The organism is Arthrobacter sp. ASL1 (assembly GCF_056680475.1).
Window position 1 is genome coordinate 554,386 of sequence record NZ_CM155284.1, and the last position, 14,757, is coordinate 569,142.

General features: G+C 59.2%; 7 protein-coding genes. 4 read left to right on the forward strand and 3 right to left on the reverse strand.

Annotated elements, in window-relative coordinates:
• Positions 1–138 precede the first annotated feature (138 nt).
• Positions 139–1,338 carry a stealth family protein gene (locus AC1MEQ_RS02585; protein WP_479793685.1) on the reverse strand — a complete coding sequence of 400 codons (1,200 nt, stop codon included), beginning with the start codon at positions 1,336–1,338 and terminating at the stop codon, positions 139–141.
• 350 nt (positions 1,339–1,688) lie between these two features.
• Between AC1MEQ_RS02585 and AC1MEQ_RS02590 the strand changes: the two genes are divergently transcribed.
• The 4 genes from AC1MEQ_RS02590 to AC1MEQ_RS02605 all read left to right on the forward strand — a co-directional run bounded on the left by AC1MEQ_RS02590 (position 1,689) and on the right by AC1MEQ_RS02605 (position 11,408).
• Positions 1,689–2,915, forward strand: coding sequence for a CDP-glycerol--glycerophosphate glycerophosphotransferase (locus AC1MEQ_RS02590; protein WP_479793686.1), 1,227 nt, complete (start codon positions 1,689–1,691; stop codon positions 2,913–2,915).
• Between the two features lie 166 nt (positions 2,916–3,081).
• Complete coding sequence (locus AC1MEQ_RS02595; protein ID WP_479793688.1) at positions 3,082–5,121, forward strand: acyltransferase family protein; 2,040 nt, start codon at positions 3,082–3,084, stop codon at positions 5,119–5,121.
• A 75-nt stretch (positions 5,122–5,196) separates the two neighbouring features.
• Positions 5,197–7,863, forward strand: coding sequence for a glycosyltransferase family protein (locus AC1MEQ_RS02600; protein ID WP_479793689.1), 2,667 nt, complete (start codon positions 5,197–5,199; stop codon positions 7,861–7,863).
• Positions 7,864–7,913: 50 nt separating this feature from the next.
• On the forward strand, positions 7,914–11,408 hold the full coding sequence (locus tag AC1MEQ_RS02605) for a CDP-glycerol glycerophosphotransferase family protein (RefSeq protein ID WP_479793691.1): 3,495 nt from the start codon (positions 7,914–7,916) through the stop codon (positions 11,406–11,408).
• Positions 11,409–12,162: 754 nt separating this feature from the next.
• On the opposite strand, the gene AC1MEQ_RS02610 is transcribed toward AC1MEQ_RS02605, so the two are convergent.
• A complete protein-coding gene (locus AC1MEQ_RS02610; protein ID WP_479793693.1) occupies positions 12,163–14,124 on the reverse strand; it encodes a glycosyltransferase in 1,962 nt (653 codons plus the stop codon).
• Positions 14,125–14,214: 90 nt separating this feature from the next.
• A complete protein-coding gene (locus AC1MEQ_RS02615; RefSeq protein ID WP_479793695.1) occupies positions 14,215–14,676 on the reverse strand; it encodes an FAD synthase family protein in 462 nt (153 codons plus the stop codon).
• Between the last annotated feature and the right edge of the window lie 81 nt (positions 14,677–14,757).

Here is a 14,757-nt window from a genome sequence, read left to right on the forward strand (position 1 = left end):
GAGCTGCGATCTATTCCGTGTGACGATGGAAGATCTGAACGCTTATCGCTAATGAGTACTCCTGTAGAACAAAGACCGACGTTACATCATAGCCCGCCAACGCCGCCGCATTCAAACGCGGCACCTTGGAGTCGGCCGTCATCCCGTGAATCCGGCCGTCCTACCCGTTCCTGTTTGTTCATAACTCGAGGAGAGTGGGAAATAGGACTCAAGGAATCTCCGTCTGGCGACGTCGGTGATGACCTGTGATCCCCGTCCCCTCACGACCTCATTGAGGCAAAACACCTGGACTGGTTTTCTCGAGATCAGTCTCGCTAGTTGCAGCCGTACATCTTCGCGCCCACAGTCAACATACTGGTAGTCGATGTCCGACGGGACCGCACGACCCCACTTGAGCCCGAAATAGTGGGCCAACGCCGAGGGGATTGAAAGATCCGAACTGCTGCGGAATCTAGCAGCCGCCGTGAGTCGCACCTGGTCAGGAAATTCTGCTTCGATGGCCCTCAAAGTCGAAACAACCTGTGGATGCGGCGTGTGCTTCATTTTGAAATGCCCGGCTTGCCCGAACACTAGCTCGAGTGCCTTGCTGTTGTTCTGTGCGGCGCGATCGACTGGCAACGCTCCATCACCTGCCTCCCACGGCTTCCTGCTAGGGAAGAAACGGGCAGCCCCGTTGGAAACATAGAAGTCCTCCGGGTCCACTGGGCGCCCGAAGAACACATCATCGTTGGCGTAGATGAAGTGTTCTTCCACCCCGGGAACTCGATGCAGGTTGGACTCGATGGCATGAGAGTTAAAGGTGGGCAACGCTTCAGGATCGTCGAAGATCTGCCGATGATCGATGACGGTGAGACCTGGCGCGTCGGGATTCAGCCATGCCGGTACCTGGCCCGCAGTCACGAGGTAGACGTGGTTTACCCACGGCGCAAAGGCCTCCAGTGAACGTAACGAAAACCTTAGTTCGTCATTCGACGCGAACCGGCCTTCATCGTTGGCAGTTGCCAGCCGCTCCGCACCCCATGCAAGTGACGCCTCGTGGCGCCGCCGGCGCCATTCCGGATCCGACCCGTCGACCCACGTGTAGACGACATCGATAGGGAAATCGACAGCCAGAAGGTCTCGGCCATTGCGTGGTGCCCCGGCAGGGTTGAAGATGATTGGCGCACCTAGGGCACGGGTATAGGGGCTGGACGGGCGAATATCCCGTCGATCAAACAATCGCCACGTTCCGGTTGCCGAGGGGGACTCCATGGATGGTCGCACCGACAGCAGTTCAAAGTCGCGGCTAGTGTTCTGGGTCAATGCTTGACGGGCGGCCCCGAAGACATCGTCGTCCACGACGTGCCACCACTCTCCACGGCTCCAAACCCTGCGATAGGTGCACGGAAGACTCGAAAGGACTGCAGAGGCAAGCTCGACTTGCCGCCGACGGACGCCGTCAAGCGTCCAGAGATCCGTCGGCAGACCTCTGCGGCGCAGGGCAGCCATCCCCTGGAGGAGAAGCCCAGGTGGCACCACCTGACCGAGCATTCCCCGCAGTCGCACCATTTGCTCCCGATTCCTCTTCAAATGGCCACGCCCAGCCGGTCTAGTGGGCTGTGGGCCGGTCAGTGATCCCGGCAATAGCTTGGATTCCAGCCTACCAACCCCTGCACAGGCACATATTCCGGAGGCGCTAGGGTTGGCCCATGGCCATTGCTACCACGATACGCCGCGCTCATAACCGTTTGATCCAGCACGTCGACTCCCTGCTTCGAACTCGTCCAGCCATGCAGGCCCTCAGGAATCGCCCGCGCGTCGATGAAGCGTCGTTCGCCGCCTATTTCGCTGACACCCTTCACGGTCTCTATCAAATTGGTCAGTGGTTACCTGCGTTGGAGAGGCTGGCGAATGATGTGTCCCCGGTCCTCCTTATCGTCAAGGACCCGCATGTGGCCCAGCTCCTGTCCGCGCGTACGCGACTCACCATCGTGTTGGCGAAGACTTCTTCTGCCGTAGAGCAGGCGATCCGCTCGCATCGGATCCGCGCAGTGTTCTACGTGAATAACAACCAAGCCAATTTCACCGTCCTCCGGATCAATGGGCCTGCTCACATCCATCTAAGCCACGGGGAGAGCGGCAAGATCTCAATGGTGTCCAATCAGCTGAAGGCCTACGACTTTGTGTTCGTCGCAGGCGACGCCGCAGTCGACCGAATCATGGCGAACATCCCGAGATTCGATCCCTCACACCTCGTCCGTGTCGGCCGACCGCAGTTGGACGGGATTCGGCGTATGCCGAAGAATCTGAGTTCGCGCTGCACCGTCATGTATGGCCCCACGTGGGAAGGTGACAGCCCCGAAATGGCGTATGGTTCGGTGGCATCCATCGGTGGAGAGTTGATCCGCACGCTCTTGGCGGACCCTACCGTTCGCGTTGTCTACCGCCCCCATCCGAAAACGGGCCAGAACTCGAAATCCTACGCCGACGCGCACAATGAAATTCGGTCCCTCATGCGCAGTTCCGGTTACGATCGTGCAGTGGTTGACACGAGCCCGAGCACGTACGACTCCTTTGCAGAGGCAGATGTCTTCGTGGGCGACATCTCGGCGATGACCATGGATTCGATAGGTCTAGGCATTCCTACCGTCGTATGCCGCGCAAGTGCTCGTCCCGCCGACAGCAATCCATCGACAGGAGACGAAGCCACTGATCTTTTGGAAGAGTCCGTGCCCGTTTGGGCTGGGCATCTGCCAAGCGATATCGTCGATCAATTGAAGTTGATGGCGCGTTCGGGACCCACTGAACGCCAGCTCAAGTACCGTGAATACGTCTTTGGGCCCACAGGTGATTCCGCAACGGATATGTTCATCTCTGCGAGTATCAACGCGGTCCGGACAGCCCAGGCAGATTGGCCAGCATCGCAAAAGCCCTGACTTCGCCGTTCACATCGACGAAATTGGAAAGAGACCGCGCGCGGGGATGGCGCCGGTAGGAAACGTAAATCGAGTACTAAAGATGATGTGCCGTGCATGTCGGGCCACGCTGTTACTGGGGAGACAGCGTCGAAGATGCCGTGGGCACGAAGATGAAGGAGAACACATGACGCAGCCTCCGACCGCTACACGGCGAAAATTCCGGGCGGACATCGAGGGTCTGCGGGCAATTGCCGTTGGCATGGTGGTGATCTACCACTTGTGGCCCCATGCCTTTAGCGGCGGATTTGTCGGTGTCGATGTCTTCTTCGTGATTTCGGGCTACCTGATCACCTCGCACTTGATCGCCCGGCCACCACGTAGCGCGCGGGATCTTGCGGACTTTTGGGCCAGGCGTGTACGTCGACTTCTACCCGCGGCTCTGACGGTCTTGGGAGTTGTTCTTCTGGCATCGTGGTTGATTGGGGCGCAGACGCAGTGGAAATCGACTGCTGCAGACGTCATCGCAGCCGCCTTCTACGTTTCCAACTGGAAATTCGCGGCCGATTCTGTAGATTACCTGGCCGCCCAGGGCGCAGCATCGCCTGTGCAGCACTATTGGTCGCTCTCGGTTGAAGAGCAGTTCTATCTTCTCTGGCCGATACTCATTCTCGTGCTATTCCGTATCACCAAATCCTGGAACCGGTCGAGCATCAGGGTGCCCGTGTTGGCAGTGTGCGTGCTGAGCTTCATTACGGGAGTCTTACTGACGACGTCGAGCCCAGAGAGCGCCTATTTCGTGACCCACACCCGCATTTGGGAACTAGCGGCGGGAGGCGCCGTAGCCACCCTGATCCCCCTGTCCAAAAGGGTCGTCAGCCCGTTGTTCTCTTCCATGCTCGCCTGGGCCGGCATTGCCTTGGTCGCGTCCGCAGGCCTCTTCTTGAACTCTTCCATGCCGTATCCGGGGGTTGCAGCGACGTTACCGGTCGCTGGCACGGCTTTGGTCATCTGGTCCCATGCGCAGGGTTCTGGGGCACCGGGGCATTTCCTCGCGTGGCCACCCATCCAATGGATTGGAGGCATCTCGTATGCGATCTATCTCTGGCACTGGCCACTCATCGTGTTCGCCGAGCAGGTACTCGGAGATCGAACGTTCTGGGTCAATGTCGCCATCGGTTTAGTCACCATCGTCCTTGCCGCAGGCTCGAAATTACTCATTGAAGATCGCTTCAGGCAGCCACGGGGTCCTCGTCCCACGCGAAGGGCACTCCTCACCGCCGCTGCGGGGATGGCCATCGTTGCCGTGGGGGCGAGCGGACAGATCATGGCGGTCCAACATTCGGATCAGAAGCAGGAACAACGGGTGGCAACACTCAAGGGTGGACCGTGTTTCGGTGCCAACGCCTTACTTGATGCCGACCAGTGCGCGGATCAGCGCGATGTTCCCGCCCTGATGTCCCCTGCTGCCGCCGCTGAGGACAAACCCGTCCTGTACGACGATGGCTGCCTCATCAAAAGCCCCTACAAGATGAAGACCTGCACTTACGGGTCGGGCAAGACCAAGGTAGCGCTGGTAGGAAATTCACACGCCGGACAGTGGCTTGCTCCGCTGATCGATGTGGCGAAACGCAACGGTTGGGAGATCACGACGTACTTTGCCTCGACCTGCACCGCGACGGACGCGGAACTTGCCTACGGCAGCCCGAAGACGGCTCAAGCCTGCAACGCCTGGGGAAAAGACGTACTTGAGGCTACCTCTGGGGACAAATACGACCTCGTGATCACGACCGAACGAAATGTCCTTCCAGTACAGGGACATACCGCCAAGAACTCTTACGATGCCTGGAAAAATGGTTATGAGAGCTACCTACGGGCTTGGGATGAAGCAGGCACTAACGTCCTAGTGCTCCATGACACGCCTTTCCCCGGTGCAACGCTGGGGGCTGTCCCGGATTGCCTGGCACAAGCCGATGGACGGGCTGAGGATTGCTCGGGAAAGCGCACCGACTGGGAGCCCCAGGATCCCCTCTACGCTGCAGCTGGGGAGTTCCACGGAAACATCAGGCGTGAATCGTTGAACAACGCCATTTGCGAGCCAGACCGATGTAGCCCCGTCGTGGGCGGGGTCATTGTGTATTTTGACGAGTCCCATCTCACCGAAACCTATGCTGAGTCGTTGACTCCGGCCCTGGAGCCCGTGGTCCGCGCCGCTTTGGACAGATAGGGCTTCACGGACAGCGCGCCGATCGCTGCTCCGGTAAAATCACATCCGATCCCCTAATTGATAGGACACCATCACATGCCTACCGACCCCGCCAAGCCTTCCAACCGCACCTCCTTTACCAAAGTGGCGACGAAAAAATTGATCAGACGCGCGGCCCGCGGCGTCCTGCCGCTCGTCGAACGCGCCGCGGGTGCACGCCCTGCGGTATCCGGAAAGACCCCGGGAATTGTGGCGCCTGGGGGCTCGCAAGGCACGGATCGAAGTCCCCTCGAATTACGGGAGGTATCTCGACTGCTTTTGGGTGCGCCCGACTCGCCACTACCGCAACTGGTGGAGGCAGCCATCGCGGCGTCGGTAGAAGCGAACCTGGCCAAGCGGATCATGCAGGGTGTCTCGTTGCCCGAGGCCGCGACCGACACCGCACGGGAAATGCTCGGACTCGGAAGAACACGGGAAGCATTGGCCTTGGGCCACTCGTTACAGGCTCGTGACCAGACTGCCGTTGTAGGGGACATCGTTCTGGCCATGTGCTTCCTCAAAACAGGGACGTCAAAGAGCGCGTGGGAACGCTTCCAGACCGTAGCAGGGCGCGAAGAGTGCGCCGGAGCAGCCCAGGAATTCTATGCAGCGGCATTCGACTGCCTTGGTGGCGACGCTGGCAGCATCCTCAGGGAGGATATTGCGGCCCGAAGGCACGATGACTGGAGTGTGCGAGCACTACTCCGAACGGCCCAAAAGGCCATGCACACCGGGCAGTCGGACTTGGCAAGGGTTCTCATGGACGCGGGCATGGAAAGGATTGGGCCGTCTGGTAGCCCCTACTACCGTAAGGAGCTCAAGCGACTTGAAACGTGGCTTCCCGGCGGCGAGATGCGCAAACGGCCGATGACAACGCCCGGAACAGTGAATTTTGGGGTGTTGGGATACCAACAGCCCGATAACGCCACCCGGAACATTGGGGACTACATCCAAACCATCGCCTCGCTGGGGCACCTTGTGCGTCACACCGGCATCAACTTCACTGGCGACCAGGACCTCGTCGACTTCGTCGGAAGCATTAAGAGGACCGTCAAGCCCGAGCGGGAAGTCACAGGAACCACGGGCTCGCTCAACCTATTTGAGCTCCAGCGGGATGCAAACCCACTTCAGGATCTGCCCGACCCTACGTGGGCACTACTCTTCGGCTGGTTCATGCATGATAGCTTCGGCCTCGGCTACAACATCCCACTCAATCCGCAGCTCCGCCCCATCCCGATCTCCGTCTTCATCCGATATCCCGAGATGTTGACGGACGAGGCCATCGAATACCTCCGTCGTTACGCTCCGGTGGGCTGCCGCGACTGGCAGACGGTCGCGCTCCTCACTTCGGCGGGCGTCCCTAGCTTCTTCTCGGGATGTCTGACCACCACCGTCGACACCGTGTTCAACCGTCCCGGACCAGATACGCGAAATGCACGCATTTTTGTCGATTCGCCCAAGACAGGCGACGGAGATTCCAGGAAACAAGAGGTCCAGGGTGTTCGCGATATGAGTCTCGTGGAAAACCTAGAGCAGGCGAGAAACTGGGTGGAGACCTACAACAGTACCTACGACAAAGTAGTCACATCGCGCCTTCACAGCTATCTGCCAGCGCGATCCGTCGGCTCCCGAGTCACGTTTCTCCCTAAAAATCCCTCCGACAATCGCTTTGGAGGCTTGTACGACCTCCCGGATGCCGCCTTCGACCAGATGCGGAACGGAATACTTGAAAAGCTGGAACCGATCATCACGCTCATTGCGGCCGGCGCCGACGAGGAGACGATTTACGCGACTTGGCAGCACCTGTGTGCTCCGGACGTCGCTGCAGCCCAAGCCCGCTTGGAAGCCGCAGGGCCACTTCCGCTCATCGAGGAGAGGAACCTTGCAGACCTTGAAACAAACCTTCGTGCGTCGGTGACTCCCTCTCCCCTGTCCGCAGGCGCGACGGAGCTCATTGACGTCATTGTTGACTGTCGCAGCGGAGAGGAACGGTTGTTGCCTGAACTCATCGCGTCCGCTTTGGCCCTGAGCACGGCGCCGAGTCGTTGGTGGATCGTGGCCCCGGACCTCGACCGCGGGACTATCAAGGACATCAAGCGCGCATTCGCCGAGATTGAGATCTACTTCGTCCAATCCTCCAAGCTCGACGTGGAGGTGGGTGGAATCAAATTCACACCCGGTAAACGTCAGGCCATGGCCTTGGTCACTCTGCCTGGCCTGCTGCCCTCCGCTCGGGTCGCCATCTACCTTCCGGCTTCATCCCGGATCTCCGGCGACCTCTCGGAGCTCGCCGCCTCCGTTGGCCAGGTCCATGGCCTCGCTGCCCGTCCGAACCGCAAACACGGCCGAACCAGTGGATTCGACATGCTGCGGCGGGTGGCCAACCGACAGAAGGCGAATCATGAAGCAGCCTTACGATTGAATTTCCAGGCTTCGCAATCTCAGATTTTCGACTTCACTCCCCTCGACGCCACCGTCATGGTGGTCGATCCGGAGGCCTACAGGCAAAAGCAAATAGCGTCCAAGGCTACTGCTCTCGTAGGTACCTACGGGATGAACTTCGAAGAAGCCATCGCCTCCATCGCCGGAGACGCGTATGACGAACTTGATGGTTCGTGGAACTTCGAGCCGGCATTGGAGTCCATGGACAACCCGAAGCTCCACAACTGGCGGGGCTCTACGGTCCCGGGCGACAAGTGGTTCGTACCAGTGCCAGGGGCCTGATCCCGCCCGTTGACCATCGAACTCCTCGTGCCATATAGAGAGAGCTTTTCATGAATTACCTTCCAAGGGCTTCCGCATTCATCAAACGGCAGAAGCGCCGTTTTCGCGCTCAATCGCTGCCCTCTCCACGTCCCAGGCGCCGACTCGACGTTGAGCAGCGAGGTGAGAGGCTCAATGCACGTGTCGAGCTACGCGAGGACGTCACTCTGCGCACCGTCTGGTTGAAGGTCCAGGAGCAATGGGTCAATCTCGACGCAGTCATCGGACGACGTACGACGGAGAACGTCGGCTCGACGGTCTTCGACATCCAAGTTGACCTGTCAACTGTTCCTGTCCACGTTGCCGATGCCGTACAGGGGCTGCCATATCCTGGGAGTGCCGAGCCTTTACCGTCGGAGACGTCGGACGCTGCAACCACCATTGAGGAAGAAGAGGCCGACTGGTCTGCTTCTGTTCTCGACGGCACGTTCTCCGCCCGCGCCACGCTCTACTTGGAAGTGGCTTCGCCGGGTAGTTCCCTCATGGGCGGTGCCCTCTTCGTCAACGGACGCCCGGACGATGTGGAGAGCTTGGACGTGGCCATCTATCGGGTGACCTTAGGACGTTTTGCGGAGACATATCTCGGTCCTCTGGAAGAAATTGCCATCGGACCATCGAAGGTCACGCCGTACGTCAACCGTCGCGGAGTCCTGGGAATGCGTTTGAACGCAACGCTCGCTGACTACCAGCGGATCGTTGTATCCAAATTGCGTATGAACGAAGGCATCCTGGCCCTAAGAGGTGAGATCTACACGCGCCATACTCGGTTGGAGGCCTCAAACCTTCTGTTGACTGCGCGTGGCCTGCCCAACCGGTGGCTGTCCCCTCTGGAAATTCAGCGCGATCACGAATGGGAACGTGACCATTTTGGGCATGCGCGTTATGGTTTCACGCTGCGGATGTCATTTGGATCGCTGGTCTCGTCTCCTCTCCCCACGGACGTGATCCTCGACGCGTGGATCGAATCCGTCACCCGATCGGCCCTCGATGAACCTCACGTCGCACGGGTAGGCCGCACCCCGTACCTCACCCGAAAACGCACGAACTGGGGAGGTCAGCGGGGAACTTCAGAGTCCACATTGATCATCCCCTACTACACCATGAAAGCGAAGAACACATCGTTTCGTTTGGAAAGGTTCGAGACGCCCGCCTTTGACCAGCTGGTGTCCATCCTGCGTAAACCCCTCTCGGGCTTCTTGCCGGCAGCCGCGGACCGGAGAGTATGGATCGTGGGAGAACAGCCGCAGAAAGCCCAAGACACCGGTTTGGCATTCTTCCGATACCTGCGCCAGCACCATCGGGAAATTGACGCGTATTACGTCGTGGACCCAAAGTCCCCGGAAGCTTCAAACCTCTCCGGCCTGGACCACATCGTGGATTTTAGGTCCGCCGAACACATCAAGCTTGCCATCCATGCCGAGCGGTTCATCGGTTCCCACCACTCTTCGTACTTGTACCCTACGCGCGCGCCGGGCTTTGAGGGCCGGGTGCGGGCCAGCAATATCTTCCTGCAGCATGGTGTCATCGCCATGAAGTGGATGGCCTCGACATACGGCAAGATGTCTGCATCGTTCACGACAGATCTGTTCATCGTCAGCTCCGAGCGCGAAAAACAATTCATCGTCCAGGATCTCGGTTACGACCCCAGGGAGGTGGCAGTCACCGGGCTCTCTCGCTTCGACACGCTCTTTGCGCCGGATACCCCGCTCAAGCCCCGGCAGGTACTGATCATGCCCACCTGGCGGGATTGGCTGCATACGGACCGGCAATTCGCGGCGTCAACTTACCTCCGGTCATGGCTCGAGCTTTTGGAGAGCCCTGACTTCAGAACACTGATCGAGGAAAAGGACCTCGACGTGGTTTTCAACCTCCACCCGAACATGCAAGCCTATGCCCACTACTTCGACGGCGCACCGGTCCGCACTATCGTCCAAGGTGAACGCGACGTCCAACAACTCCTCAAGGAAAGTGGCCTCCTGATCACGGACTACTCAAGTGTTGCGTGGGACTTTTCTTTCCTACACAAACCGGTTCTATTCTTCCAATTCGACCGGGCACGCATGTTCCAACGCACCCAGCCGCATATGGACATGGACGCTGAGCTCCCGGGGCCGTCTAAATTGACTGCGTCCGAACTGATCAGCGAAATTGCCACCGTCGTGGCGCACGGGATGCAGATGGCCGAGATCGACAAGGCCAAGGCCGACCGCTACATCGCGCACCGGGACACCCTCAATTGCGAACGGATTTTCGCCGCTGTGGAGGCTGTCGACCGTCCTCGCTTCCCCAATCGCACCGGAGGGCTGGCTGAACTACGCGGGCTGCTGTTCAAGGTATTCCGTCGGAGCAAGCAATATCATCCATTGATGCGGGCACTGTATAAGGCTCTGTCCCTTCTGCCGCCGGATCCTCAGGTAGTCGTTTTTGAAAGTGGCCTGGGACGCCAGGTCAACGACAGTCCCAAGGCCATCTATGACGAACTGGTACGCCGGGACGATCCTAGGCTCCGCATCTGGTCGGTGCGCGGCCGCGCGGTGATGCCTGACCCCCGGACGAAGGTTGTCAAGCGATACTCGCCCGAGTACTTCTGGTACTTCGGTCGGGCCAAATACTGGGTCAGCAATCAGAACTTGCCGCACTATCTGAAGCGCGGTCCAGACCGCGTCTATATGCAGACGTGGCATGGAACACCGTTGAAGAAGATGGCTGCGGACATCGAGGAAATCCACGGACGCGACGCGGGCTACCTCGATCGAGTGACCACCGCGGCTGCCCAATGGTCGGTTCTGTTATCGCCAAGCCCCTATGCGACGAGAGCCATCCGCAGCGCCTACCACTATGCGGGTCCATCCGTCGAGCTTGGCTACCCGCGCAACGACGTTCTCGTCGGGCCGGGCCGTTTTTCGCGGGCCGAGGAGGTCCGGCGGGAGCTGGGCATACCGGAAACGAAGCGCACGGTCCTTTACGCACCGACTTTCCGCGACGACCAGTCGGTCGGCGGTGGTCGGTTTGGCTTCGAGCTGCCCTTCTCTCTCGAACGATTCCACGACGCAGTCGGACCGGATGTCATATTGATTCTCCGGATGCATTCGTTGGTTGCCGGAAAAATCGACATTCCGGAGCACCTCCGAGAGTTCGTGATCGACGCTTCTGCCTACCCGGACATCCAGGACCTGTACTTGGCATCGGATTTGCTTGTCACGGACTACTCGTCTGTCTTCTTTGATTTCAGCATATTGAAACGTCCGATGGTCTTCTTCGCCTACGATCTCGATCTCTACAGGGACAACTTGCGCGGTTTCTACCTCGATTACGAGGAATCGGTGCCTGGCCCCGTGGAAACCACGGAGGCTGGCTTCCTGGACGCAGTCCGTGTGCTTCTTGACGATCCACAAGCGACTATGCGGGAAATCGAAGGTTTCGTCGACCGGTACAATCCGGGCGCCGACGGGCAGGCGACGAAGCGTGCAGTTGAGCTCATGCTCAGTCTCGGCGGGCAAGGATAATGATCCGTGCGACATTGAAGGCGCGAGGCTGACCGCACTTGTCTACACCCGGCCCAGAATGGCCTGGTGATCCGCTTCGGGGGGGCACTGCCGGGCGGGGCGGCAGGCGTGTCCTTGCCGATGCCAACACGACCGTGACTTATGTGGCGACTACCGGGAGATTCACAGACGGGCGATCGAGGGTAGATAGGCCGGTCCAATCGGTGGGACAGCATGACGAGTTCCGCGCCGAGCAGGCAAAACTGCTGGGGAATCAGAGCGCACAAGTGTTCATTGCACCGCTGGTCAGGTAACTCTGGACCGTCGTTCCAGCGACAGGCCCGGGATTGTGGCGCAGAGGCGAAATTCAGAGCTCATTGACCTATGGCATCCCGGACTATCCGTAGATTACCAACGAGCCAACGGATGGTTACAGGGGTCGCGAATGATTGAACGGCTGAAGATTGCGTAGGCGGTTCAGATTTGACACAGCCCTTGGCGCAGAATTGCTTTCAGTGGAAGCCATAGCGATGCACTTAAATTTCTGAACTACCTCGACTTCGCAGACGCTAGTCGCAACGACGGCTATCGACTTTGCAACGTCGGGACGTTCGGCCATCAAGCCTGCGTGCATATCTTATATACGCTTATGCCCGGCGCCTATCGGGTCCGGGCCCCCCAATATAGCTGCGGGCCATTCCGCGGGGGAACCATGCGCCTCACCAACTCGCGATATGGCGGTGCCACCGAGACAGGCTACGGGGGGCCGATCCCGCTAGCCGCCCTTGAAGCTGACATTTCCGTGGGCCGTCGCGTAGGGGAAATGTTTTCCGCGACCCGCAGGAACGCTAATCCGGTGAATATTCGCAGCATTCTCCCAAGACCACTCGATAGAGCTATCCAGGATATCCAAGGTCTCGGCTGGCAGCCTGACCGTAGCATTGACGTCGAAGGAGCCGCCGCCCGCGTCCTGACTCGCCACGGCGGATTCCGCGACAATCTCCCCACTTGCCCGTGACCTCAAGACCACGCGGATGGCGGGAGCGACGGCGGAGTTTCCAGTGACTTTCAAAGTCAATCTGCCCTTAACCGTGAAGTTCATCTGCGTGTCGAAGGCGATGCTTTCAACTGCAAGCGAAGATTCCTGAACGCGGATGTTGTAGGCCCTTCGCTCGGTGGCATCGTTGAGTACCCGTGCCCATTGTGCGACAACGGCCTCCTCGCCGAACATTTCTGCCCGCTCCCAAGCCCGCTTTGACATACGTTCCTGGAGTTCGGCGTCGCGGATCAGCCGGACAATCCTCTCTGCGGCGGCATGCACGTCATCCCTGGGCACCAGGAAGCCGTTCGTTCCGTCCTCTAACAGGTCTGAAGGCCCATAGTCGATGTCGTAGGAGACCACGGGGCAACCCCGTCCCAAGCTTTCCATCATGGCCAGGGGAAGTCCCTCGTAGTGGCTGGGAAAGACGCAGTAGCCCGCGGAGGAGAACTCATCGGCGGCATTGGTAATGTGCCCTCGGAAACGGACCCCTTCGGACATGCCCGCTCGTTCTGCCAAGAGCTGCAACGCTTTTTCTTGGCTACCAGTGCCATATACATCCACGAACGCCTCAGGAACCTGTTCACGCACCGCCTTCATGATCGCAATCGTCTGATCGACGTTCTTGACCTTCTCCAGTCGCGTCACCGACACGCCGCGCATCCTATTCCGATGCTTGAATGCCGGCAGCTCCGTGACCCGCTGCCGGGGGTTCGGGACCCGGTATACGTTGCTTCGTTCACCAAACCGACGGGAAAAATCACTTTTCTGGCGGTCTGTCAGGAACACGACTGCGTCCCAGTCGGGCGCACTCTTGAACGTGGCATTCCGGACGGCGCCAACGACGCCGGTCATCGGATTGGAGCCCTCCTTGACGTGGTTGACGTGCACAAGGGCGACCTTGAGATGCTCACCTTGGTTCCATGGAGCGATGAAGCGGGCGGCGAATGCGCTATCGACCATGACGGCAGAGGGTTCATCGGCCACGAGAAGGTCGATCCACCATCGGTAGAACGCTCCGGGACCCTGGAATGCCCGGTGTACGCTGCCGTCTGGCCTAACTACCTCAATTGCGCGGCTGCCCGACTCGTCGGTGACGCGGTCGATCAGGAAGATGGTGCCATCTGGTCGATAGTAGATTCGAAGAGCGTCCGTTTCGGCGTCAGCCGCCAGAGCGTACCGCTCCCGGAAAATACTGCCGTCGTGACGTTTTTCTACTTGGGGACCGCCATCCTGTGAGGCCAATTTGCCAGGCGTGGCATCGACGCGCTGGCCGTCCGACTCGATGGCCCCGCCCAGGACTGTTTCCGACAGTTCCTGGAAGATGTTCTTGAAGTGGACCTTCGGCGCGAGCTGCGCGTTTGCGCGCAGCTCCTTGACACGTAGCGGATAATCGGCGAAGGCATCGAAAGTCAAAACGGTCGAGGTTCTACCCTCCCTGGAGAAGAGTTCTGCGCGTTTGAGACACATCGCAGTCATACCGCCGAACGTAGCTCCGACCGTGAACACGACCATGAAGAACTGACGCTCCGGCAAGGACTGCACTGTTTCGTCGACACTCAGTTCAGTCCACCCCTGCCGGGAATCTGACGAGCCCTCCATGGCGGGTTCACCTGTGGAGCTCGAACGATTCGCCAAGACGCCCGACACATTTCGCCGGATCCTCCGGGCCAGGCGTGACGTCTTATTGGGTTCCATGGCTACTCCTGTAGTCGTTCTTCCGGCGGTGTGCACGGAAGCCCATTTGTGTATCGATTTGGGAGACGTGAACGTGTCTCGACGTGTCAATCAACTGAGCTCTTTGACGATCTGACTGAGGCTGTCCAAGGTCTTCTTCAGTTCCGCGACATGGCGTTCGTCGAAGGCGCTGAGGATGCGTTTCATCTCCGTGGTCGAAATGCCGCTGGTGCGCGGCAGGTAGACGACCTCGACCCGGTCCTCGAGGTCATCGAATTTCCCGCGCCAGTCATCACCGATTCCGAAGACGTCCACCTCGTACTTGTCGATGTCCAGGCGCTTCTGTTCCCAGTTGTCTTCCGGGATGGCCTCGTCGACATACCGGATGGACCGGACGATCTCGATCCGCTGGTCGAAGGGGACGATCGGCTTCTTGCCCTTGATGGCGTTGAACCCGTCGGTGGAGACACCGACTATCAGGTGGTCGCCTTTTTCCTTCAGCCGCTTCAGGATGTTCAGATGCCCAATGTGGAAAAGGTCGAAGGTCCCGTAGGTGAGTACGGTTTTGGTCATGTTCCAACCTGTCGTCGGGTGCAGGGTCCACCATTACTGTAGACGAGAAGCGATCGGCGTTCACCCACCGTTCGGGCCGTG

What these genes read in the sequence shown, in the direction of transcription:
- AC1MEQ_RS02615 (WP_479793695.1), bottom strand. Translation starts at nt 14,676, where the DNA reads ATGACCAAAACCGTACTCACCTACGGGACCTTCGACCTTTTCCACATT.
- AC1MEQ_RS02605 (WP_479793691.1), top strand. Translation starts at nt 7,914, where the DNA reads ATGAATTACCTTCCAAGGGCTTCCGCATTCATCAAACGGCAGAAGCGC.
- AC1MEQ_RS02600 (WP_479793689.1), top strand. Translation starts at nt 5,197, where the DNA reads ATGCCTACCGACCCCGCCAAGCCTTCCAACCGCACCTCCTTTACCAAA.
- AC1MEQ_RS02590 (WP_479793686.1), top strand. Translation starts at nt 1,689, where the DNA reads ATGGCCATTGCTACCACGATACGCCGCGCTCATAACCGTTTGATCCAG.
- AC1MEQ_RS02610 (WP_479793693.1), bottom strand. Translation starts at nt 14,124, where the DNA reads ATGGAACCCAATAAGACGTCACGCCTGGCCCGGAGGATCCGGCGAAAT.
- AC1MEQ_RS02595 (WP_479793688.1), top strand. Translation starts at nt 3,082, where the DNA reads ATGACGCAGCCTCCGACCGCTACACGGCGAAAATTCCGGGCGGACATC.